At 43.8% G+C, this 23,321-nt stretch carries 23 protein-coding genes; 7 read left to right on the forward strand and 16 right to left on the reverse strand.

What is annotated here, in order from left to right; genetic code table 11:
* Window positions 1-130: 130 nt before the first annotated feature.
* From BLS23_RS05585 to BLS23_RS05605, 5 genes are all read right to left on the reverse strand, one after another.
* Window positions 131-1,663, reverse strand: coding sequence for a BCCT family transporter (locus BLS23_RS05585; protein WP_089651559.1), 1,533 nt, complete (start codon window positions 1,661-1,663; stop codon window positions 131-133).
* A 113-nt stretch (window positions 1,664-1,776) separates the two neighbouring features.
* On the reverse strand, window positions 1,777-3,000 hold the full coding sequence (locus BLS23_RS05590) for an MFS transporter (RefSeq protein WP_089651560.1): 1,224 nt from the start codon (window positions 2,998-3,000) through the stop codon (window positions 1,777-1,779).
* A 322-nt stretch (window positions 3,001-3,322) separates the two neighbouring features.
* Entirely contained in the window at window positions 3,323-3,766 is a 444-nt protein-coding gene (locus tag BLS23_RS05595; protein WP_089651561.1) for a DUF6376 family protein, read from the reverse strand.
* 55 nt (window positions 3,767-3,821) lie between these two features.
* Window positions 3,822-4,193 (reverse strand): VOC family protein, encoded by a 372-nt coding sequence (locus BLS23_RS05600; protein ID WP_089651562.1) that lies wholly within the window; start codon window positions 4,191-4,193, stop codon window positions 3,822-3,824.
* Window positions 4,194-4,248: 55 nt separating this feature from the next.
* On the reverse strand, window positions 4,249-4,980 hold the full coding sequence (locus BLS23_RS05605; protein ID WP_089651563.1) for a ZIP family metal transporter: 732 nt from the start codon (window positions 4,978-4,980) through the stop codon (window positions 4,249-4,251).
* A gap of 266 nt (window positions 4,981-5,246) precedes the next feature.
* Between BLS23_RS05605 and BLS23_RS05610 the strand changes: the two genes are divergently transcribed.
* On the forward strand, window positions 5,247-6,050 hold the full coding sequence (locus BLS23_RS05610; RefSeq protein ID WP_181898649.1) for a CsxC family protein: 804 nt from the start codon (window positions 5,247-5,249) through the stop codon (window positions 6,048-6,050).
* 50 nt (window positions 6,051-6,100) lie between these two features.
* Here BLS23_RS05610 and BLS23_RS05615 read toward each other — a convergent pair whose 3' ends face one another.
* The 3 genes from BLS23_RS05615 to BLS23_RS05625 form a co-directional block, all read right to left on the reverse strand.
* A complete protein-coding gene (locus BLS23_RS05615) occupies window positions 6,101-7,486 on the reverse strand; it encodes a hypothetical protein (protein WP_089651564.1) in 1,386 nt (461 codons plus the stop codon).
* Between the two features lie 66 nt (window positions 7,487-7,552).
* Window positions 7,553-8,287: a CsxC family protein gene (locus BLS23_RS05620; RefSeq protein ID WP_089651565.1), complete on the reverse strand. Its 735-nt coding sequence runs from the start codon at window positions 8,285-8,287 to the stop codon at window positions 7,553-7,555.
* Window positions 8,288-8,472: 185 nt separating this feature from the next.
* The gene (locus tag BLS23_RS05625) at window positions 8,473-9,231 is read right to left on the reverse strand and encodes a CsxC family protein (protein WP_089651566.1); all 759 of its coding nucleotides are present in this window, start codon (window positions 9,229-9,231) and stop codon (window positions 8,473-8,475) included.
* Window positions 9,232-10,007: 776 nt separating this feature from the next.
* Between BLS23_RS05625 and BLS23_RS05630 the strand changes: the two genes are divergently transcribed.
* Entirely contained in the window at window positions 10,008-11,198 is a 1,191-nt protein-coding gene (locus BLS23_RS05630) for a ParM/StbA family protein (RefSeq protein ID WP_089651567.1), read from the forward strand.
* Window positions 11,199-11,209: 11 nt separating this feature from the next.
* Complete coding sequence (locus BLS23_RS05635; RefSeq protein WP_089651568.1) at window positions 11,210-11,578, forward strand: hypothetical protein; 369 nt, start codon at window positions 11,210-11,212, stop codon at window positions 11,576-11,578.
* 105 nt (window positions 11,579-11,683) lie between these two features.
* On the opposite strand, the gene BLS23_RS05640 is transcribed toward BLS23_RS05635, so the two are convergent.
* Window positions 11,684-12,247, reverse strand: a complete 564-nt coding sequence (locus tag BLS23_RS05640) for a CotY/CotZ family spore coat protein (protein WP_244157100.1) — start codon at window positions 12,245-12,247, stop codon at window positions 11,684-11,686.
* Window positions 12,248-12,400: 153 nt separating this feature from the next.
* Between BLS23_RS05640 and BLS23_RS05645 the strand changes: the two genes are divergently transcribed.
* Both BLS23_RS05645 and BLS23_RS05650 read left to right on the forward strand, forming a co-directional pair.
* A complete protein-coding gene (locus BLS23_RS05645; RefSeq protein WP_309545188.1) occupies window positions 12,401-12,904 on the forward strand; it encodes a hypothetical protein in 504 nt (167 codons plus the stop codon).
* 116 nt (window positions 12,905-13,020) lie between these two features.
* On the forward strand, window positions 13,021-13,521 hold the full coding sequence (locus tag BLS23_RS05650) for a hypothetical protein (RefSeq protein ID WP_089651569.1): 501 nt from the start codon (window positions 13,021-13,023) through the stop codon (window positions 13,519-13,521).
* Window positions 13,522-13,681: 160 nt separating this feature from the next.
* On the opposite strand, the gene BLS23_RS05655 is transcribed toward BLS23_RS05650, so the two are convergent.
* The 4 genes from BLS23_RS05655 to BLS23_RS05670 form a co-directional block, all read right to left on the reverse strand.
* Window positions 13,682-14,230, reverse strand: a complete 549-nt coding sequence (locus BLS23_RS05655; protein ID WP_089651570.1) for a CBO0543 family protein — start codon at window positions 14,228-14,230, stop codon at window positions 13,682-13,684.
* A 191-nt stretch (window positions 14,231-14,421) separates the two neighbouring features.
* Complete coding sequence (locus BLS23_RS05660) at window positions 14,422-15,321, reverse strand: NAD(P)/FAD-dependent oxidoreductase (protein WP_089651571.1); 900 nt, start codon at window positions 15,319-15,321, stop codon at window positions 14,422-14,424.
* Between the two features lie 17 nt (window positions 15,322-15,338).
* A complete protein-coding gene (locus BLS23_RS05665) occupies window positions 15,339-15,770 on the reverse strand; it encodes a helical membrane plugin domain-containing protein (protein ID WP_089651572.1) in 432 nt (143 codons plus the stop codon).
* 365 nt (window positions 15,771-16,135) lie between these two features.
* A complete protein-coding gene (locus tag BLS23_RS05670; protein ID WP_089651573.1) occupies window positions 16,136-17,053 on the reverse strand; it encodes an aldo/keto reductase in 918 nt (305 codons plus the stop codon).
* A 196-nt stretch (window positions 17,054-17,249) separates the two neighbouring features.
* On the opposite strand from BLS23_RS05670, the gene BLS23_RS05675 reads away from it, so the two are divergent.
* Entirely contained in the window at window positions 17,250-18,446 is a 1,197-nt protein-coding gene (locus BLS23_RS05675) for a cytochrome P450 family protein (protein ID WP_089651574.1), read from the forward strand.
* Window positions 18,447-18,484: 38 nt separating this feature from the next.
* Here BLS23_RS05675 and BLS23_RS05680 read toward each other — a convergent pair whose 3' ends face one another.
* A complete protein-coding gene (locus tag BLS23_RS05680; RefSeq protein ID WP_089651575.1) occupies window positions 18,485-19,210 on the reverse strand; it encodes a TspO/MBR family protein in 726 nt (241 codons plus the stop codon).
* A 175-nt stretch (window positions 19,211-19,385) separates the two neighbouring features.
* Here BLS23_RS05680 and BLS23_RS05685 point away from each other — a divergent pair, with 175 nt between their 5' ends.
* Complete coding sequence (locus tag BLS23_RS05685; RefSeq protein ID WP_089651576.1) at window positions 19,386-20,276, forward strand: fructose bisphosphate aldolase; 891 nt, start codon at window positions 19,386-19,388, stop codon at window positions 20,274-20,276.
* A gap of 42 nt (window positions 20,277-20,318) precedes the next feature.
* Here the strand turns inward: BLS23_RS05685 and BLS23_RS05690 are convergent, their stop codons facing one another.
* Both BLS23_RS05690 and BLS23_RS05695 read right to left on the reverse strand, forming a co-directional pair.
* Window positions 20,319-22,907, reverse strand: coding sequence for a heavy metal translocating P-type ATPase (locus tag BLS23_RS05690; protein WP_089651577.1), 2,589 nt, complete (start codon window positions 22,905-22,907; stop codon window positions 20,319-20,321).
* 21 nt (window positions 22,908-22,928) lie between these two features.
* Window positions 22,929-23,315, reverse strand: a complete 387-nt coding sequence (locus tag BLS23_RS05695) for an ArsR/SmtB family transcription factor (protein ID WP_143015227.1) — start codon at window positions 23,313-23,315, stop codon at window positions 22,929-22,931.
* Window positions 23,316-23,321: the final 6 nt, after the last annotated feature.

Genomic DNA, 23,321 nt, shown 5'->3' on the forward strand with positions numbered 1-23,321 from the left:
TTACCTCTCCCCTTTACATATATAGACAAAAATACCTTATTTTCATCATAGTACATTCATGACTAAATGAACAGAAAGCCACATCCCATACAAAAACCCCCTTCATGAAAATATGAAGAGGGTTTACGATTCATCTTATATTATTGCTCCACGCACGATCTTCATCGATCATCCGCTTCGCAGCGTAAATGAGGATGAATTGAATGATGATGACAGGGAGACCCATCAATCCTGAAATGACCTCCAGTGGTGCCAATCCACCAATCCTCATCAGAACAAGAGCAAATCCAGTGATAATCCCGGCAATGATAATCCTTAATAGTTTCGGTGGTTCAAATTTACTCATGTCTCTTGTACTTGTGTAGGCGGCTACAGTATAAGTGGTAGAATCCAGTGTTGTCGTAAGGAAAATGAGCGCGACGACCATAAAGATGATGATGGCCAGTTCACCGAATGGAAGAGTAGAAAGAATATCCGGTATAGCAGCCATGCGATCATTTTCTTTAACTAGATTTAAAACGGAAAGATCGCCAGAGAGATAGCGATAGACACCAAGTCCACCAAGCACTCCTGTTGCAACCCAGGAAATCAGCGTAGGCGCAAGCAAGTAAGTCAAAATCATTTCCTTGATCGTGCGTCCTCTGGAAATTTTTGCAGCAAACACACTGTGCAGCATCGCCCATGTCGCACTGTATGCGTACCAGAATACAGTATTACTCTGAATGTGTGAAGCTTCTCCCTGGTGAACGGAGTCTGTATTCAGTGACATATTCAAATAATTGGATAATAAGAAGGATACGCTGTCTGAGAAATAATTGAGGATGAACACGCCAGGTCCTCCAATTAAAATAAACACAGCAAAGAACCCTGCGATATACATGTTCCACGTACTCAACCTTTTGATTCCCCGCTCAATGCCAAGATAGGCACTTAACGAGAATAAAAGCACCCATATGATCGTAACCGTAATCGTCAGTGTGAAATTCACTTCAATCCCGAACAAGTGGGATAAATTTTGCGTAATGATCGGTGCTCCAAGACCTAACGTTACTGATGCTCCGGCAAGAATACTGATCAGAAACAGAACATCCAGGAATCGGCCTCCGATGCCATCTGTAAACCTATCACCGAAAAGTACCCGGCAGGCTTCCGATATTCTCATCAATGGACGCTTACGGACATGGAGAATATACCCCATGGCAGGTGCAATCATGACGAAAATGGCGAATACTTGGAACCCCCATAAAAACATACTGTAGGCATTCCCCCACAGCAATGCCTCTGCAGAACCTGCTTCCACCCCTGCCGGTGGATCGTTAGCGACAGAAGTCCATTGCAGCATCCCTGTCCGCATGATAGTCGAACCGACGCCCATCGCAATTAAAATGGACGCATATTCAAACAGGGTAAAGCGAGGTTTTTCCTTGGGATCACCAAGGACCACCTGTCCATATTTAGAAAAAGATAAATACAACCCGGCTACCACTAAAATCACACCATACCAAAGATAGCCCCAACTGAAATTATTCACGATGGAATCAAAAATGGCATTCAGCAGTTCCAGTGACTCTGCCTCATACAAGGCAAATGGAATGCTGATGCCAATCATTATGATTAATGAAGGAACAAAAATTTTATAATCGATCAATTTCTTCTTTCTCATCCAATCCTCCTAAGTTACGTAAGATTCTCCTCCCCTTCTACCCGCTGGGGCCTTATCCATAACCTAAAAGAAACAATTTTCATATAATTTTTTGACTGGCAGGATACTTTACTTCACTTCACTCTCTTCAATTCTTGAGTGTCTTCCACCGTTTCACCATCTTCTCGTTTCTCTTCTTCCGCCTTCTTGATCTGCTCATAACGCTGGCGCTGTCGGTATCCATAAGTGGAAGAAAGAACCACCTCTTCTTTTTCAAGTGCAGAACCGAGGGCTCCGATAATTGTGGACACACTCGTTGCGGTCCAGGCGATATAAAAATAATTGATGTACCCTACCTCGCCTGTTAATTGTGACTTCAACATCCCCATTGGAATGAAGGCAATCACCGCAAGAGAGAAGATAAAGAACAGAAGCAGATAATATAAACTGACAGATACAAAAAGCGTCAATACTGTAGCCGCGTTATACAGCTTCCGTAAATACGATGCTCTTTTGTCGTTCGGTTTTTCCCATAGCTTGTGAGCAAGGATGATCCATCCTACCATCGCTACTATGGATACTACCGAAAGCATGAACATGCGCCATATGCCGTAATTGTTGCTAAGATTCCATAATGTCGGAAATACCAGGGCATAAGCACCTGTGGTAAAAGCAAAAACGATGACTTTCAGGAAGGCCGGAAACATTGCCCACGGACGATTAGCACGAACCATTCCGGTCAAAAGGCGCAAAGCTCCACTGATACGAGACTTCACAGTGAATCGGACATCAATGTTCGCGTCCTCTTCATGAGGAGTTTCTCTCTGAATCGGTGAAAGCCATTCAAATCCTCTCTTTCCCATCAGTCTTGTTGAGCTTTTATTTCTCAATTCTTCATGTTGATCATCATCTTTCGACTGAATCCTCTGTTCTGCGTGCTCACGATCTTCTTCAGAACTGCCATAATAGATTTCATTCACGAGTTGTAAAATAGACTCTCTCACTCTCTTAATCATAGGAGTCGATCCAAGACCAGGAAGACTGATCAAAGCTACATGGCCTTCTTCATAAGCTTCCGCTACAATTGGAAATTTCCCTTTGAATAAAGGCAAGTCTGTCAGGCATACAGCAAAGTCCCAGTTTTCCTTTTCACTCCTATCCATCGTCGCCTCCAGAACATCTACGGAGTTTTCCGTCACTCCTGTAAGCGCATCGACGGTATATTCCACTTCCCAGTTGTAATTGTCTTCCACATAATAGCTGAGGAGCTCCGGCAGCTCTTGCTCCAAAGCCTCTCCCAATTCTTTCGGATAGCCCGGTGCTGTAATCAACCCCAGTCGTTTCTCTGCTTGTCCCATAACCTTTCCTCCAAATCCCTACAAAACTATTTTTTAAAAATATATAACCGTAATAAAAGATTTTAAACGGGAAAAAGACACACCCTTCAAAAACAATCGTATTCAAGTTAATGGCAGGGTTGTGTAAGACTTGATTTCGAGATGTTAGTGAGATCCAAGGGCTGGGGAAAAGGGTCGCTTTCCGTCCGCCCCATTGCCAAATGAGAGTCTCGAAACTCATCCTTCCACAGTCGGAAGCTTATACAGAAAAAAGACTACAGCCCTGGTAAAGTTGGGCTGTAGTCTTTTGTTTAAATTCCTATTTGTCAGAAAGTGAGTTTGATCATTCGCCGAATTGTTGAATTTGTTCGAGGAGACTTGTGAGCTCGTTGAGTGTCCGGAAGACTTCCGTATTTTCAAGCACCGACGGATCGAGCTGGCCATTTTCCATATTGGAGAGGTACACCTCAATCCCCTCAAGGGCCCGGTTATTCTGATCGACTACTTGTTGGTGCAAGTCAGAAGCGACTTCAGGGGCATCAAGCTCGTTGAATTCTTCAATATCTTCCTTCATACCTTCAAGCTTTGTTTCCAGTTCCTGCGCCGCTTGTGGATCTGTGATGGCGCGTTCGGCCAGTGCCGGAGCTTCCTCTGCAAATGTATTGGCTTCATTGGCATATTCTGTTGCTTCATTGACGTACGCGAGAGTATTGTTCACTCCATCAATCAGTCCACATCCTCCAAGAAGGGATGCACTTAATAAAACCGTAAGGGCGGCTTTCTTCATACGCCTTCACCTCTTCCCTTATATCCTTCGTGTACCTCTGATGTGAAGCACCCCTCTATTTGTTAAACTCAATGATATTTCCATCTGGATCACTGATGTACACTTGATGCCACTCTGTTTTATTCTCAGGCTTGTTCAGCATTTCAACTTCATGCTCTTCCAAACGATGGATGAACGCCTCGATATCCCTCACTCTTACTGCAAAATGTCCGTCCCGGGAATCAATTTCTGTCGTGCCACGGAAAGTTCGTCCTTCTTTATGTACAATCAAATGGATTTGCGTTTCCCCCACCTCATACCATGCACCGGGAAATCCAAAATCAGGACGGTCCGGGCTCTCTTCGAAACCTAATACATCACTATAAAAATGCTTCGCTCTTTCGATATCTGATACTAATAAGGACACGTGGTGAATACCTTCGTACATCCCTTCCACTCCTTTTTACCTTTTCTATCAGTGTAATCGAAAAGAAGACGAGTAGCTACCTGAACCACTCCACAACCCCGATCATACTGAGAAGCCCCAGCAGGAAGGAAAAAGTAGCGAGCCTTTCATACCCATGGCCATGCGTTTCCGGAATCAGTTCTTTATATACGATGAATAACATCGCTCCCGCAGCAAAGGCAAGACCATAAGGAACGAGAGACAAGGCGGTATGAACCATGAAAAAACCAAAAACACTAGCTAAACATTCGATGACTCCTGTTAAAAAGGCCATCGCCACCCCTAAAGATTTACGGACGCCCTGATTCAACAAAAACAAAGCCACAAGAAAACCTTCCGGAGCATTCTGCAGCCCCATCGATAAGGCGACAACAAGTCCAAGATTTTCAACTTCACTCGCCAAACTTGCCCCAACGGATAACCCTTCAGGAATATTGTGGAGTGTCATAGCCGCAACAAACATATGCGCCTGCTGAGGAAGTTTCACATCACTTCGTTCATGATCGAGATCGATGTGAGGAATAATGTATTCCAACACGTTCAATAACAAGGCACCCACCAGAACCCCAAAACACAACACATACAAATTGGTTAACTTAAGCGAAGCAGGAATTAATCCATACGTTGAAGCGGCCACCATAATCCCCGCTGTATAAGCAAGAATGCTGTCCATCCGCCGGTGGGATATGGAACGTATGAATAATACAGGAAGGGCCCCGACACTTGTTGCAAACGCGGACATCACCATCACCCACAAACTCCACTCCATAGCATCCCCCCTGTCATAGACAAAGCTCACCGTTTCTTTTTCACCATATGACCAAGCTGTCCGAATTAGACTCCTCATACGGGCCAGTTCAAAACTTTTTCAAAGAATTCCGCTCATAGATTACGAGGGAAAGCACCTATTTTTAATGCCTATCGTCACTCGTCCATTCACCTTCCTTCATAGAGACATATAGTATTAATGAGTCAAAAGGAACTTGTCTGAAAGAAAGGTAGACTTTTGACAAAAATATAGAAGGAGTGAACAATATGAGGAAAAACACAGGATGCGGAAATGGGTATGGACACGGTAAAAAATGTCCACCTCTATCCAGCGATGTAGCCAAATCAAAGAGTCTCTTCACTGCATCAGAAGAGTTTTCTTCGGATGATACAGAAGAAACAATCATTCTTGGTGATGTGTTGATTCAGTCTCTTACTGAGGCGGACTTCGAACTACCATCGTATGCTAGAGCCATTAAAAACATCGAGAAAAACGTTTCCTTGACACAGTGTAAAGCGATTCCTGTTGTCGGAAACCCTGGGTACGTGAAATTGTTTGTTGAAGGGGTTGTACACAAAAACATCCAGTATGTGGAAGATGGGTATGGATATGTTAAAGATTACAGCATCGATATCCCGTTCAAAGCATACGATCAGGTTGAACTTGCAAACGACGTCCAATATCCATTCGATTTCCCATACAGCGTGAAAGACAACGTCCTCCAACGCCGTGAGCTTTCTAAAGACGGCATGGGCGCTGACCGTTGCGAATTCGGTTCTTTGACGTTCGAAATCTACAACCAGCCAATCAAATGTAAGCTTCTTGCTTCTGCTGTTAACCAGTGGGACATTGTGCACCATTTTGATAACTGGGGTCGTTTCAACAAAGTGACGGAAAAAATGGACATCAACCTTGTCATCAAGTTGACTCAGAAACAACAAGATCTCGAATTCCCATCAGTCCCGCCAATGGATAATGGCGAAAACGGTGGAGAAGAAGATGCTCAGACTGCAACAACTCAACAACAAGAAACGGTTTACAGCCGCTTTCGAAAAATCATTGGTCAATAACAAATAAGAGATGCTCCTCTGGGGGCATCTCCTTTTTCTTGTGATTAGAACTATATGTGTACATATTGTTTCTGTAAAAGGTCATAGACGATATGAGCGGATCCTTGAATATAGAGTCTTCCATCCGTGACAGAGGCATCGCTATGACTGACAAAGCTCACACTTTGCGTTTCTACTTCTACCGGCTCAACGAATGTCTCCACAAACTCATAGTGCACGTTTCCTGTTTCGTCACAGTCGAAGGTGTATTCCTTCCGATCTGAACATGGGATCTGCGGCTCTTTCTTCCAGTCCACGCAAACCGTCTCTTCCCATGGCACCGTCTGTTTGAGCTGCTGCAAGGATTCTCCATTGTCATAAATGACCTCCACCATGAGTACGCCACTAAGAAAAACATAGGAAGATGGCAGAACCACGGTTTCCTTTTGAGAGTGAATGGATAATTGGATATCAATGATTTCACATAGATCATCAGGAATGTTCAAGGTTTCCATCAGATTCACTTCAACCTTTTTAGTAGATAATAAGACAGGGACTTTTACAGTCATATTCCATGCTATGTTTGAAGATTTTTCTTCCTCATAGGATTCCAAAGATGAAGAACTCTCAATCATTTCCTGATCTTGCTCACAAGAAGACTCTTCTTCATCCTCCATCATACAGCCTCGGCTTTCATCGAGAGATTCGAGAATCGCTGAGGATTCTTCTTCATCATAAGACCATTCGATTTTTTCTGACCAAGAACTGGATTCATCCAGCATGGAGCAAACCTCATGGAATAGGTTGTCGGATGGGCCTTCATTCATTGATTTTTCTTCTTCTGGCAACATGGAATCCTCATCATCCAAAATGATATTTTTTTGAGCCTGGTAGTGATCTTTAAAACCTTGGCGATCGTCCGAGGACTCTCCCATGGAAGAAACGATATCTGTTAAGATCGAGTAGTCTTCAAACTCATCTTCTATCATTTCTTGAGGCTCATTCATTGAGCTCCAGTCTGGACTAGGCTCCTCTTTTAATAACGCTAGTATTTCTGGTAAGAATGGGTTGTTTTTCTTCCTTTCCCTATCGGATCTCACCTGAGGACGATCCGATGATTCCCCAAAGAAATCTTCCCCCTTACTGGGACTTTCAACGATGGCCATCGAGTCTTTCCGGAACGAAGACATTCGCTTCCGGTTCTCTGCCAACACATGTTCTTCCGTGTCATTATCCAAAATTTTTGAAGGTGGGGAAATGACGGGTCGAGGCATTTCTCCACCTGAGTCGTAAGGTGAATAGATGTCATGGTGATCTCCTGAAACAGAAGGATTATCCTCAAATTGAAAATCATAGGAATTATTTTCTCTTCTACGCTCATCCTTTGTTTTCGGTGGTTTTGGATGTGACCGTTTCGTCCAGCGTGTTTGATTGAACTTGATTTCATCTCTCTTCATATTACTCAGAAAGGTGCTTGCCCTTCAGCATCCTTTCTCCCCTCCTTTCTGCCCTATACTTGTCACTCAGCAATCATCATTGGAAGCTGAAGCTACGCGGATTTGCTGGTCCTGGAGAACTTTCAGGCAAATGTCGAGCACCATTTTTTCTTCGACCTGCGTGAAGTAGCCTTCATTGAATGGTGAAGATCCCGGAAGTGGTTGGCGGTCGAGCGCTTCATCCCATTCAATGATTTTACTGGAAAGCAATTCACAATAAGGAAGCTCATTATAAAATTGGCTGCTCTCCTGGTGATATTGAGAAAGATCACTGCTCAACAATTCATCCTTCTCAGGGAAGCCGGAAGGTAAGGATTGGGATACGGCAAAATCAAACTCTTCCCTCTTATTATTTTTCGGCATAACCGGCATGGATAAGAAGTCTTTGATTTCAAGGACCGTATCGAATGGAATATCCACCGTGAACGAATGGAGATCTGAAGCGACCGTCGTATCTGTGCTCATTTCGATTTCGTTCGATGGGCTTGCATATTGGATGTTTTTACGGACGAATCCTTTAAGGAACAATTTTTTTGTAGGGAGAAGCAATCGACATTGAGTTAAAGCGACTCTCTTCTTAATATCTTTAATTTCAAGAACAGGTTCTGGGAAAGTGATGGTTTCATTTATGTTCAACTGGACATTGAGTTCGGCGAGGACGACTGGCACCTTTGTGATGATCTTACCAATGCTTACGTGAGGCTTGCATGGCTTACAATACCCTTTTTCACACTCATAGGAATCGTTATGTTTATCAGACATTCGATGGCCTCCTAAACGAAAGATATCCCCATCGTATGTAGGAAATCCGCTGATGTCTGGGCTCTTATCTCGATTCCGAGATACGTTCAAGCCAAGAGGGTTAATAAGAAGGAACCGGCAAAGGGCTATAGAATAATATAAAAAACACGATCCCTTCTATGAGGAATCGTGCTTTTGTTTAACCCTTAGCCATTAAGTTCGACTTGTTGTTTTTGCAAAACTTTCACGCGGAATCTGAGCATCATTTTTTCAACGATGTGGTGGAAGTAGCCTTCATCAACAGGACTGTATGATTGGCGATCTGTTGCTTCATCCCACTCGATGATGTCACTCGCGACAAGCTCACAGTATGGGAGCTCGTTGTACGCCTGTGTGCTCTCTTGGTGGTACTGGGAAAGATCACTTGATAGTGCTTGATCTTTCTCAGGGAATCCTTCACCCAAGTCCTGAGCACGGAAGAAGTCAAATTCTCTTCTTGTGTTTGCTACAGGAAGCTGAACGAGTCCTTCCAGGTCTACAGTCGTCATGCAGTCAAAGTGGATCTTTGTCGTCAATGACTTCATGTCAGAAGAGATACATTCGCCTGAAGCACCGTAAACAGGGCTTGCATATTGAATGTTTTTGCGGACATATCCTTTGATGAACAATGGGAATTCTCCACCTGTGAATAAGTCGTCGCTTCCTGTTGACGTACGTGTCATCAAACGACATTGAGTGATTACCACTCTTTTCTTAATATCTTTGATTTCCAGTACAGGGTGTGGAAACTTGATGTTCGCAACAAGGTGAGTCGTAACATCGTAGGCTCCGAGTTCAACAGGAACTTTGATTGTTAGTTCATCTGCAGGGTTTACTGGAGTAGCCGCTTCCGTGTTTGTGCAATTGTCAACTGAGGCTGACGCGTTAAGGTTTACACAATTATCGTGACAATTATCTTTTTTCATCACTTTTTTCCTCCTTTATATTAACCTCACTGTATTCTATGCAATCTACTCTATTAAGCATGGTCAGATGAAGGAGTATAAACGTGGAACTTTGAACAAGTTCTCCATTTTTAATAGAAATCTCCCCTTTTCTATCTATTAAACATAAGCTCCCTATTCTTTAAGACTCAGTTTCGAGATGTTTGTTGAGTGGATGGGGGCTGCGGGGAATAGCTCGCTTTCCGCGGGAGCGCGGTGAGCCTCCTCGGACTGCGCCCTGTGGGGTCTCACCATGCACTTTTTTCCCGCAGGAGTCTCGCCATTCCCCTACGCCCTTTTGCCATATATGTATCTCAAAACCTCTTCAACAAATAAAGAAGCTTTCCATATACACTTTTAGGTCCTAGAGTGTATATCCTACATAGAAATCCTGCTATAGAGCGCTTTATCAATATAGATCAGGAATTTTGAAAGTCACTCATCCTCGGCAAAAGGGTTCGTTTCACCCATACATCGAATGGGGTGGTTGGGAAGCTGCGAGACTCCCGTGGGAGAAGGAGATAGGCGAGATCCCGCAGGACGTAGTCCGAGGAAGCTCGGCGCTCCCCCACAGGAAAGCGAGTAGCTTCCCAGCCACCCCTACCGCTCAACATAGCAAACGAACCCCCATCTCGAAATCAAATCTTCCACAATCCTGACATATTCTTTAAGATAAGGCGTGGATTTGATGGGGAGGAAATGGGTATTCGCACAGGGACGGCCTCTTCGACATACGTTGTAGAATGAGGAGGTAGAAAATGAATAGAAATAATTTTCTTGCCGTAGATGTCGGAAACAGCTGGTACAAAGCTTTGGTATCAGACCAGGGAGAAATGTTTGATTATCAGATGCCGAACGCGATCGCATTGTTTGATGAGGAATTTTACGAAAAACCTTATGATGAAGAGGATGTGGAGCTTGAGGAGAATTTGATCGTTGAAATCAAAAGCCCTTCCATCCAGGATCGACGGGAGATCTTTTATATCGGAAAGTCAGCGATGCAGCAGAAAAACGTCAGCTTAACGTCATTCAACAATCAAAAGGTTGACGAAGAGCGCACCTACCTTCTGCTTTTTGCAACCGCTGCGTATCATGCTTTATTGACCAATCCTGCTGAAGAGGATCTCCAATTTACGATCGATCAGCTGGCGGTATCGTTACCAACCACCCAATACAAGGAAAAGAAGGAAATCTTCAAACAGCGATTGATTGGAAATCATACGGTCATTTTTCATAAAGTGCCGGGTATACGAGAACCGAAGGAAGTCGCAATCAAAATACAAATTGAGGATGTTATCGTAGGTGCGGAAGGCGCGCTTGCCTACTTAGCTTTGACGAGGGATCAGGAGACGCTTATGATCTCGGACGATTCACTCGTGAAGGATTCTTCTAAAGGCATTCTCATCGGAGACCTCGGCGGAGATTCGGTGGACTTTGTAGGGATTAAGAAGAATAAACCGGTCGCATCTGTCGAAGGTGAGCCGTTCGGAATCAATCAATTCCTCGACCATATCATACAAAAAGTAAGTAAAAATGAAATGTACAGCTTCAATTCACGTTCGGAGCTTGAAGAAAAACTCGTGGCCGGACAGTCCGAATGGTACGTTGAACCATTCGCAGGAGTAAGAAAAGATATTAGTAAATACATCACGCCACAGCTGCGTTTGATGGCGATCAAGTATCTCGAGCATTTTGACAGAGTGAGAAGCCGTTCCAATGAAATCAAGGGTGCATCCCGATACATTGCGGTCGGCGGAGCCGCTGAAATCGCTGAAAAACAAATTAAAGAAGCAGCCGTGAAATGGAATGAGCGCGGCCGTCCGATTGAATTACTTTTCCCTGAGAACATGTCGCAATTGAATGTCCAGGGATTGATGATTCTTGCTAAGATGCAGTGGATCAGCAAAAACAAAGAATATACGGACGATTATGCTTATACCAAAAGTTAGAGGGTGAAGGAATGTCAAACGTATATCACGATTATTTTAAACAAACCGTGCTTACGATCCCCGATTCCTTCATTGATGTAAAAACAGGGGACCACCACTCTGTCCCCCCTGAAATTTTAGAGGAAATTGCCTATCACTCAGAAAATAACACCCTGAATCATTTAATATTTTCCGCCTTAAGTCACTACTTCCATAAAACAGCGACTCCCCAACAAGAGGGAACAAATGGGGTCTTGTCAGAATTGCTGGAAATAAAGAGACTGCTGGCCGGAGGCTCTTTCCAAAGGGGAAGTGTACCATCCTCTACCAACAAACCAAGTGTTTCACAGGAAATGGACATTCAGGAAATCGAGGATCTGTTAGAAGCATTCGGCGGGTAAGCACATATGTACAGAAGGTAGACTCATGAGGCTACCTTCTTTTCTTTTACCGACGTGTGCATAGGAAAGGTAAATCGACGTTTCGCCTCATCTTAATCGTTTGGTTTACAAATGGACAGCTGGCAGACAGGTAATCGCACAAAAACAAGATAAATCCACAGTGATGCAGATGCCAGTTCCTACGAGATCATCAAGATTCTTATGATCCAGTTGATGACAGGCGTCCCCGTGTTTGCTGTGACAATGCTTCGGTTGCTTATCTTTCAAGTCTGACTTAAAGTCAAGAAGCTCCAGAACCGCACAGTCTTTATTCAATTCTTTAATTTTAAAAATGTGAGTATGGATACACTTGATCTTCTCTTTCTTAGAGTGACAGGAATAAGTGGCTACCCCTGTGCCTTTGAACGGTTCACATCCGCAATATAAAAGGAATGGAATCGTGTTTTTCTTTACACGCTTCTCTCCCAGCAGTTCATTAATTGATTGCTGGCAAGACGTGTGGCAATCATCTTTTTTTACTTTCTTTTGTGCATAAAGGATCGCCTCTAATACATCTTCTACACAATTTTTATAATGTTTCATTTTATGGTGTTTATCTTTTTTTCCACAGCATCCATCTTTATGGTGGTGATCATAGTCATAATCATAATCATACGCTCGATAACTCATTTTTTTCACTCCTTAATGATTCAGTTACCGTATTATACGTGTGGAAAGGAGTTTCGTTTGATATGTGCGCCCACAGCAAGGGAATTTTCTTTCATCTTCAATCCCTCATGGTTCCTGAATAATACTAATGACCCATTATAGGACTTTTTCATTATGAGCGTATCGTACCTTGGTTCACTTCTTTCCTTCACTTATACTGAGAATAATAGAAAGGAAAGGTCAGTGATTTTCATGCTTTACGTACGGCAGGTTGAAGACATTATTAAGGATACACTGCTTGAACATCAACTGGACATCAATTATGAAATCAATAATAAACTTCCAGCACCCATGAGCTATAATGTATCCACAAATACAGTGAATTTTAACTATCTACAAATCAACGGATATATGAGTAAAATAAAAGTAAATGAACCCGAAGAGAACGTTGTGAAAATCATCCTCTATCATGAAATCGGCTACTACCTCACATTCAAAAAACATAAACACGATTTGCGCACACTCATGTACGGAGGAGATGAGGAGATTGAAGAACTGAAGGCCGTCATTGAAACCAATGCTTGGAACTATGGACGTGCATTAGTCCCCGAACATTTGGTAGAAACTTATGATCTCGTTCGGGAAAAGGACGAGCGTCTTCTGCAAGGATTAAAATAAAAATTCCTTTATTCTACAAATTATCCTTGAAACTGGAAGGTCATCGCATCGATCTTGTAGAAATAGTTATACAGTCACTGCATGATTAGGCTTAATAAAAAAGGAAGGTGAATGGCATGTTCAAGAATCGTTTATTCAAGAATGTTCTATTCCGATGGATGCCACATAAAGAGCAAAGCATTTGTGAAAAAAGATTGATCAAAGTGGTCAAACGCCTGAAGGTTGAGAATTTCAATTTTAATTGGGACCGTAACAGTTGTTTTGTAGAGTTTACATATCAAGGGGAGAGCTATCGTCTCGAGCATTCCGTTGATAAAGCCAAAGAGAAAGGCATTATTTTAAGGAATGGTTTGGATTGCTTGAACGAATTGACACAGTCACTCGAAGATTTGGGATTGATTATCGACCGTGGCATGTACGACTTCGACACTTGGATTGCCGGCATGAAACAGTCACCTTCCGTTGAGGAACCGCCTGAAGTGCAGGATGAGTTTCAGCTCAAGTATAAATCTCTGGGAAAACAAGCTGGTGAAGAAACGATTGCGCTTAAACCGGAAACTTCTTTTAAAAAATACGAAGACAGCCATCCATCTTCGAAACGGACGCAAATCAAATAAAAGAGTGACCTGCCTCTTAATTTTAAGGAGCAGGTCATTTTTTATTAATCTTTTTCTTGCCGATGTACATCCACATCACTAGATAACTCGAAAAAAGCAGGATCAAAAACATGGGGACAGATAACACATCACGTATGATCACGGCTGCATGACATCCTTTCTATTTTAAACTGTCCAAGGGAAACGAAAAGAATACGTAGAAAAGGACAACAATGGGCAGAGATACGAGAAGCCCCCGGACAGGGTTTCTGTAATGAAGATAAAGGACGAGGAATAATACGGCATTCAACGGAATGTTAAGCCAGTTGTTCCACCCATGATCATATACGTACATTCCTTTTAGAGAAAACAACCATTCTATTACCGTATAAAACGCGATCCAAACCGTGATATAGACGAATTGGTTGCTCCGGTTTTTGGGAATGCGCTGCAAATAGATAATTAAGCCGATCGGGCAGATGAAAAAAGTGAAAGCCATGTTGATGATGGAATGGTTCAGCCACTCCATCGTCACCCCGCGGAATGCCCACAGTGTGTGATTATAATAAAGGAAATTATAGGTCATGTTCACAGCAATAAAAAACAGGATCGTCGGGTATTGCTTCCCTACCTGCTTCCAATCAACAAATCGATAGGCAAAAAGAATCCATACCACTATGACTAATAATAAATACATTTCCCACCACTCCATGAAATCAATTATCCCCATTCTGCACCCACCCATTCACCTTTATACCTGCGCGATCAATTCCCAAAAATAGCCACACCAGGTCATCCAATATCTGGATGACCTGGTGTGGCAAATAATGTAAAAAATGCACAACAAACGCCTGCTTCGTTTTCGCTTGGAAGCGCTGGAAGCAGGCGTTTGTTAAGGGTGTTTCACCTTAGAGAATATTCTTAATAGGCAAGTGCGAATAGTCCCTTGATGTGGGATAGGTAACGCACGTTACTTGCTTCTTTCATGACAGAAGCTGGAAGACCTTTCAATGGTGTCTGGTTGGCACCGATGAAAGCTACCGCGTCTTTACGGCCAAGGCTTGCAAGTGTACCTGAGTTGACAGGTTCAAACTCTTCAAAGCTCTTGTCTTCAAGGTAGGCATATAGGTTATAACCGACGGTCTCACCCATTTGCCAAGCGATTTGTGCTGTCGGTGGTTGTGGGCGTTCATCACCTGGTTTGAAATAAACCGCACTGTCACCGACAACAAATACGTCTTTGTGGGATACAGACTGAAGATAATTGTTCACAGACGCACGTCCGCGATTCACTTCAATACCGGATTCACCGACAAGCTCGACACCAGTCAAGCCACCGCCGCCGATGACGATGTGGGCATCTGCCTCGTTATTCGTCGCTGCATAATCACGAATGCGAGCTTCCACATGTTCACGGATTTTATTTGCATCTTCCGCAGATTTAAGGACCATGCTGTGTTCCTGCAGTCCAGGGATGCCGAAGTAGTTCGTTACACTACCTAGTGCCACGACCAAAGCATCATAGAACAGTTCAGAACCATCTTCTAGTGAGATCTTTTTGTCATTGACAGAAAAGGACTCGATGGTCGCAACCTTAAGGTTGATGTCTTTTCCTTTCAATAACTTCTCAAGAGGAAGAGCTGCCGCCTGCTCAGAAATGTTTCCTGCTGCCAAACGGTGCAATTCTGTAATGATTTGGTGTGTCGGGGTTTTATTAATGATTGTGACGTTCGCTTCTGAAGCGTCCATGTATTGGCGCACAGACAAAGCGGCAAGAAGCCCGCCATAACCGCCGCCTAGAATGACGATTTCTTTTGACATGTTGATTCCTCCATTTCCTACTCTTTGTGATTGCGTTCAGCGGATACTTTTAAGTATGCGTTAACGAAACGGAACATTTTTTGAGCTTGAGGGTCTTTCAACATCTTCATCAAGCCGAATAGTCCGATAACTTCTGAGCTGCTTTCCGCATGATCTTTCGCTTCGATTGCGTTCTGCGTTACTTCTTTCACGGAATGTTTAAGAGGCTCAGCCACTTCTGACATGAACTCAACCGTGTCTTTTTTCAGAACTTCATCCGTCGCAAGCGATTGAACGGTGTCGTAGGAGCTTGAAAGAATCTTCACCAATTCGGTAAGCTTCGGAAGCTCTTTCACAAGAACAGTCAAAGATTCCTGTACTTCTGGTTCCAGTAGTTGGTCGAGCAGTTCACGCTCGTCACGAGCAACGTTTGTCTGCCCGTCTTTTTCTGTTGTGAATGAATCTGCCATATCCACTTCTCCTTTTTTGAGCCCGGGGCTCATTTTTTATAAGTAAATAACTAGTACAAGCAACGAAAGCTCTACCTGTTATAAAACAGTAAGAGTGCCATTTTATAGCTAACGTTACTAGAGTAAAATATAATCTTGTGAAGCACAACACATTCTTACAAAATAAACGCTTTTAATCATAATTTTTTCATAATCCCCGTTCTTTTTACAGCATTTTCAATCAAAAAGACGGATTTATCGCTCTTATTATCATTCGCTAAAGATATTTTCTCATTCTAGAATATACCTATTTTATATGAGAAAAGGTTCTCCATACGAGGAGGAGGCTAACCATGAACCCGATTAGCCCCCTCCTCCAATCATTATTACGGTAAATCGTTACCAGCAGCTCGGTAAAGCTCGTACCATTCTTCTCTAGACAAGACAATATGAGAAGCTTTGGCAATGTCCTGCATTCGCTGAGTATTCATTGTGCCAACGACAGGTTGAATGTTAGCCGGGTGACGCAGAATCCAGGCTATTGCGATGGCAGAATCCGTCACCTCATACTTTTCAGCAAGTTCCTGAAGCTTGGCATTCACCTCTGGGAAAGCGTCATTGCCTACAAAAGGACCTTCGATCATTCCGTGCTGGAATGGTGACCATGCTTGAATGGTCATATCATGCAGTCGGCAATACTCCAAGACATTGCTGTCCCTGACGACGGCAGGATCGTTTTGCATGTTCACATTGAATCCAGCATCAATCATCGGCGTATGGACGAGGCTGAGTTGCAGCTGGTTGACGATTAAACTTTCTCCCACATACTTCTTCAAGAGTTCCATTTGCATCGGGTTTTGGTTACTCACACCAAAGTAACGAACCTTTCCGCTTTCTTTCAGTGCGGCGAACGCTTCCGCTACTTCTTCCGGCTCCATCAAAGCATCTGGACGGTGCAGCAATAAACTATCCACATACTCTGTATTCAACCGCTTAAGACTTCCGTCCACTGACTCCAAAATATGCTCTTTAGAAAAATCAAAGAACCCTTTACGAATGCCGCACTTCGTTTGAAGCTTGATGTCTTCACGTGGCACGCCGGTCGTTTTCAGTGCTTCAGCAAATACAGACTCCGATTCTCCTTTTCCATAGATATCGGCGTGATCAAATAAGTCGACCCCATTCTCGACCGCATTTGTGATCACTTCCGATGCCTCCTTCGTGCTCAGTTCACTCATTCTCATACAGCCGAGTGAAATCTCCCCGACCTCTAAATCACTTTTCCCTAATCGAATTTTCTTCACATTGCTTCCACCTTTCTTAACCTACCTATCCTTATCCTATCACTTTCCCTCAAAACCGTAAGGAATAACGCTTACAATAAAAGGAGTACCAGGTCATCCAGAATCTGGATGACCTGGTACTCCTTTTATTTCCATTTATCTTCAATCCCTTATATAATCCAAGATAGACAGATCATTTCAGAGGAGGAGATATGTAATGGGGAATTTGGAAACACTTCATCAGTCGAATTTTAAAATAGGAGCCTATTCGTTTTACGAAGATCTTCGCGAAGGGCAGCCAATTTTTCCAATGAACAGTGATGGAACGAACCACTCTTGGATGATTACCAAATACGATCACGTGAAAGAGCTATTAAAATCACCCAGTTTCATTAAAGACCAAAGCAAGTTATTCTCTTCTGCTTCTAAAGACACCGAAAAAGACGACTTCAACATCTTCCAAAACATGATGCTGGACGTCGACCCACCTGACCATACACGCCTGCGCAAACTTGTCCAACCTTACTTCAATCCTAAAACCATTAAGCAGCTGGAACCAAGAATCTGTGAAATTGCGGATGATCTATTAAACCAAATGAAACAAAAAGAAACGAAGGTCGACTTAATTGATGATTACGCTTTTCCACTGCCCATTATCGTCATCAGTGAGATGCTCGGGGTCCCCGCAGAGGACCGGGATAAATTCAGACAATGGTCCAACACCATCGTCTCTGCCTCCAACGAAATGGACCCTGACTTTATGGTTGATGTAGAAGCTTTTACTACATACCTGACAGAGCTTTTTGAACAACGAAAAGCAGAACCTCAGGATGACTTGGTTTCCCACCTCATCCAAACTGAAGAAGACGGGGAGCAGCTGACAAGGAATGAACTCTACTCTATGATCGTCCTTTTGATCATCGCCGGCCACGAAACGACGGTCAATTTGATCGGGAACACCATGTTTGCCCTGTTTAAACATCCTGACCAATTTGAAAAAGTAAAAGATGATTGTACCCTCATTCCTGGTGCGATCGAAGAAGGACTTCGCTATTACAGCCCTGTCGATTTTTCGACCGCTCGCTGGGCAGATGAGGACATTGATTTCCATGGCCAGCTCATCCGGCGTGGGGATTTCATTGTCGCGTCGATTAGTTCAGCCAACCGTGATGAAGAAAAGTTTGAACGTGCCTCTCAGTTTGATATTACAAGAGAAAGAAATGCTCATGTCGCATTTGGGTTCGGGATCCACTTTTGTCTCGGCGCACCTCTCGCCCGCCTCGAAGGGAAAATTGCGCTGGAAAAATTACTAACGACATTCCCGGATATCGATCTGAACCTCGATGTAAACCCACCCGAATGGCGTTCCGTCTTCCTTTTAAGAGGCCTGGATTCCCTTCCTGTTTCTTTGTGAACAAAAAACAGCCACTTGATGAACGCATCAAGTGGCTCTTATTTTTTTCTGAATCCATATAAAATGGTGAGCACAAGCAGCAGTCCCGCAAGAATAAAAGCGGAGTTCACTACAAGAGGCACGTCGCTGCCCTGATTTTTCACCCCGATGCCGATAAACGCCCAGACAAAAACGAGCGGATACACCCAATCATCCTGGCTTTTCATGAAGTAAATAGCAAGCAGTGTGCCTACAATCATCAACAGTACCGTCCATACAGTCGCGGAAATTCCGAACCCATCCCAGCCGATGTAGGTTAAATAATAGCTGATGTTCGCGATGGTGGCGACGCTGATCCAACCGAGATAAACAGAAAACGGAAGACGATCGAAAAAAGAAGCCTCATTTTTCTGTAAGGTCTGATATAAACGGATCAATGTGAGCAACAATCCAATCATCACCAAGACGGAAATTCCGAAAAATTCATAGTGCCACATAAAGATCCAGAGACTATTCAGCAGGCTGCTTAAGACGAAGAGACCACTTGTCTCTTGGTAGATGGGCAGGTCCCGTCTACTTTTCGGAAACTGTCGAATCACCCAGATGCCTAGTAAAATGTAAATAAGTCCCCATATACTGAACACATACCCCGCAGGAGTGAATAACACGTTCAGACGGTTGGATATTTCACCTGTCGTCTGACCATTCAAGGGCAAAGCATTAGCAAGTCCATTCACAGTGACGACAAGAATGAACGCCAGAACGTTCATGATCCACTTCCCCATAAAAGTTCCTCCTCTATACTCCGATTGATACATAGTATTCCTTTTCATGCTCTGTTAAAACACCTTCCCCCACATCCACAGTAAAACTCTTCTCCCATTTTCAGGTTATGCAAATCCAATTTAAGGGAACAGTATAAAGGGTAATTTTTCACACTACGAAAAAGGAGTGGAAAACATGAACAACAAGCAATTTGAAAAAATGAAGAACGGAAATGGATTTATCGCTGCGCTTGACCAAAGTGGTGGAAGTACACCGAAAGCGCTGGCCGCTTATGGCGTTCCAGAAGATTCCTATTCAGGTGAGGATGAAATGTTCGACCTTGTCCACCAAATGCGGACAAGAATCATTACCTCCCCTTCTTTCGATGCCGACCATATCCTCGGTGCCATTCTCTTTGAGCAAACGATGGACCGGGAAATCGAGGGTCAATATACGGCCGATTATTTAGCCAGCAAAGGGGTCGTCCCTTTCCTTAAAGTCGACAAAGGGCTTGCGGAAAAAGAAAACGGCGTGCAGCTCATGAAACCGATTGATGATCTTGATGAAACATTACGCCGTGCCAATGAACGTAACATTTTCGGCACAAAGATGCGCTCCGTCATCCATGAGCCAAATCCAAGCGGCATCAAAGAAGTCGTTCAACAGCAGTTCGACATTGGAAAAAGAATCATCGCTTCAGACCTTGTACCGATTATTGAACCAGAAGTTGATATTCACAGCAGTGACAAGGAAAAGTGCGAGGAACTTCTCCAAGATGAGATTTTGAAACACTTAAACGAGTTGTCTGATAGTGAGAACGTCATGCTGAAGCTTACGATCCCTACTCAGCCGAACGCATACAAAGAACTCGTCGATCATCCCCGAGTCGTTCGTGTTGTTGCGCTTTCAGGTGGTTATTCCCGTGAAGAAGCGAACGAAAAGCTTAAGGAAAACGATGGCGTCATCGCAAGTTTCTCCCGCGCCCTGGCCGCAGACTTGAATGCCAATCAGTCTGATGAGGAATTCGACGCAGAACTGAAGAAAGCTGTAGATTCCATCTATGATGCTTCGGTTAATAAAAAATAGAGGACAAAAAAGGTGTGATCCAATGATCGCACCTTTTTTATATTATTTATTTCTTAATAGTCTCATACTGTTGAGAATAACAAGTAAAGCTGCCCCTGTATCACTTAACACAGCCATCCATAAAGTCAGGACTCCCGGAAAAATGAGCATCAAGGCCGCAAGCTTCGTCACTAAGGAGAACCACACATTCTGTTTAATAATTTTCATCGCTTTTCTGCTCAAACGGATCGTGTGAGGAAGCTTCTCCAAATTATCGGCCATCAGGACAATATCTGCGGTTTCCATAGCTGTATCAGTCCCTGCTCCTCCCATAGCGATTCCAAGATCTGAGGTCGCTAAAGCCGGGGCATCATTGATTCCATCTCCAACCATGGCGACATTCTTTCCTTCCGCTTGGAGCTTTTTCACAGCTGAAACTTTATCCTCAGGTAAGAGCTCAGCGAAATAGCGATCGACACCTGTTTCCCTGGCAATCTTATCTGCTGTTCCTTTGTTGTCCCCTGTGAGCATCACCATTTCCTGCATACCAACCTGCTTCAGCTTTTGAATCGATTGAACGGTGATATCCCGGATGGTATCAGCAACAGCGATGAGGCCTAGAACTTTGGCTGAAGTTCCTACAATGACAATGGTATGCCCCTCTTTTTGCAACTGGTCAATCCGACCTTTAATCTCAGAAAAAGGCACCTGCATCTCTTCAAACAACTTCGGACTTCCAGCAAAATATTCAACGCCACCCAACTTCGCCTTCGCACCTTTTCCTGGGATTGCTTGGAAGTCTTCGCCTTCTATCGCCGTCATGTTTCGTTCTGATGCATACGTCGTAATCGCCTGAGCAATCGGGTGAGTGGAATGTTCTTCAATGGTCCGCGTCACACGGATCAACTCATCTTCGCTCACAACTAATGCGTGCACTTCAGAAACCTTTGGACGCCCTTCTGTAAGTGTCCCTGTCTTATCGAAAGCGATGGCTTTAATAGTTCCCGCTTTTTCCAGAAACGTACCGCCCTTGATGAGGACACCATTCTTAGCTGCATTTCCGATAGCTGAAACAATCGCGACTGGTGTAGAAATGACAAGAGCACAAGGACAGGCGACCACGAGTAAAGCGAGCCCTTTATACAGCCACTCTCCCCACGTACCAAAGCCAAAGAGAGGCGGAATGATCATGACCAACAGAGCGAGAGTGAAAACAATCGGCGTATAGACACGCGCAAAACGATCCACGAAAGCCTGGGTGGGGGCCCTTTTCTCTTGAGCCTCTTCTACAAGGTGGATAATTTTTGCTATCGTTGTATCTTCTACGAGCTTCGTCACTTCAATCTCTAACGATCCACTTTCATTTACTGTACCTGCATAAACGATATCTCCCGTTTGTTTATCTACAGGCAATGATTCTCCCGTTATCGGAGCTTGGTTGACACTGGATGTGCCAGTCATGACGTCACCATCCAAGGGAATCTTCTCGCCAGGTTTAACGACGATGACCTCACCAATCCCAACGTCTTCTACCGCTTTACGGACGAGTTGGTTGCCTGATTTGACACTAGCTTCTTTGGGTGTGAGATTAATCAAACTTCTGATCGATTCTCGTGTTCGTTCAATCGATCGGTTTTGGAGTGTATTTCCTAATGCGAACAGCCATACAACCATGGCTCCCTCAAACCACTCTCCGATCAAGGCAGCCCCGATGGCGGCGGATGCCATGAGGACGTTCATATCCAAGGAGCCGCTCTTGATTGCATAAAAAGCACTTCTCGCAGGCTTGAACCCGCCTATCAGTATGGCCACCGCATAAAAGGCAGGAATGAATTCATCCGGAAGATTTGTGAACGATCCAATAAAACCGAGACCAAGAAACAGACCAGATAAAGTCGTTGTCGATGTCCCTTTACCTTTGGCAGCTTTCTGATTTTGGTCGTCATCTTTTCCTTCCAAGGAAGCTTGAAATCCGGCTCTGCCTACTTCCTTTACAATTTCTTTCGCGGAGGTCGTATGTTGAATCTGCATCTTCCCTGTTGAAAATTGGACTTGAACGTCTTGAACGGCAGGATTTTTGCTCAAATGCTTTTCAATCGTCATAGCACAAGAACCACAATCCATCCCCTCTATTTTATAGGTTTGTTTATTCTTAGAAGAATCCACCGGTTCCGCTTCAAAGCCCAATTTACGAATATGTTTCGGAATCTGCTCATAAAGAGATTCATTCTCAGCATCTATCGTCATCTTCCCTGTCCCGTACTGAACGCTGACCGATTGAACGCCGCTAACCTTCTGAAGCCCTTTTTCAATTGTAGCGGCACAAGAAGGACAGTCCATGCCTTTCACCTCGAATTTCGCCACGTTTAAGCTTTCAGACCTTCCAACATCCCCACTTGAGCTACAACAAGAAATCTCTTCCTGCACATTTCCACAACAATGGTCTTGAGTCGCTTCAGGCTCCTTTTCCTCCTTGGCGCTCGAGCAACAATTCGTTTCCGTCTTATCATCTTGCTTAGCGCTGGAACTGGAACAACAGTCGACTTCCACCACTCGTTCCTCCTCCTTAGTACTGGAGCAACAAGACACCACTTCATCTTTTAAAACCTCTTCCGAACTTGAACAGCAGCTCGCTTTTTTCTCCTCACTCATTCCTCTCACCTCTGTTTCTCTCTATACTTCATTCGAGTGTTGAATCGCAATAGAAACCAACTGGTGTACATGCTCGTCAGCCAAAGAATAGAAAACGAGTTTCCCTTCCTTACGGTATTTGGCTAATTTCATATTTCGCAGTAACCGGAGGTGATGAGAAGCGGTGGCAGTCGTTGAACCAATAATGTTGGCTACATCACATACACAGAGCTCGTTTTCAAGTGTCAGGGCATAAGCGATCTTTAATCGTGTGGCATCGGAAAGGGCTTTGAAAATCAGCTCCACTCCAAGGACTTCATCCATCTTCGGCTGGACTCTTTGGACAAGTTCTTCGTCATAACAAAAAGTATCGCACGTATCTTTCGGTGCTTTCTTCACAACATTTTCACTCAATATATTCACCTTCATTCAAAT

The organism is Halobacillus aidingensis, assembly GCF_900104185.1.
Classification (GTDB): Bacteria; Bacillota; Bacilli; order Bacillales; family Halobacillaceae; genus Halobacillus; species Halobacillus aidingensis.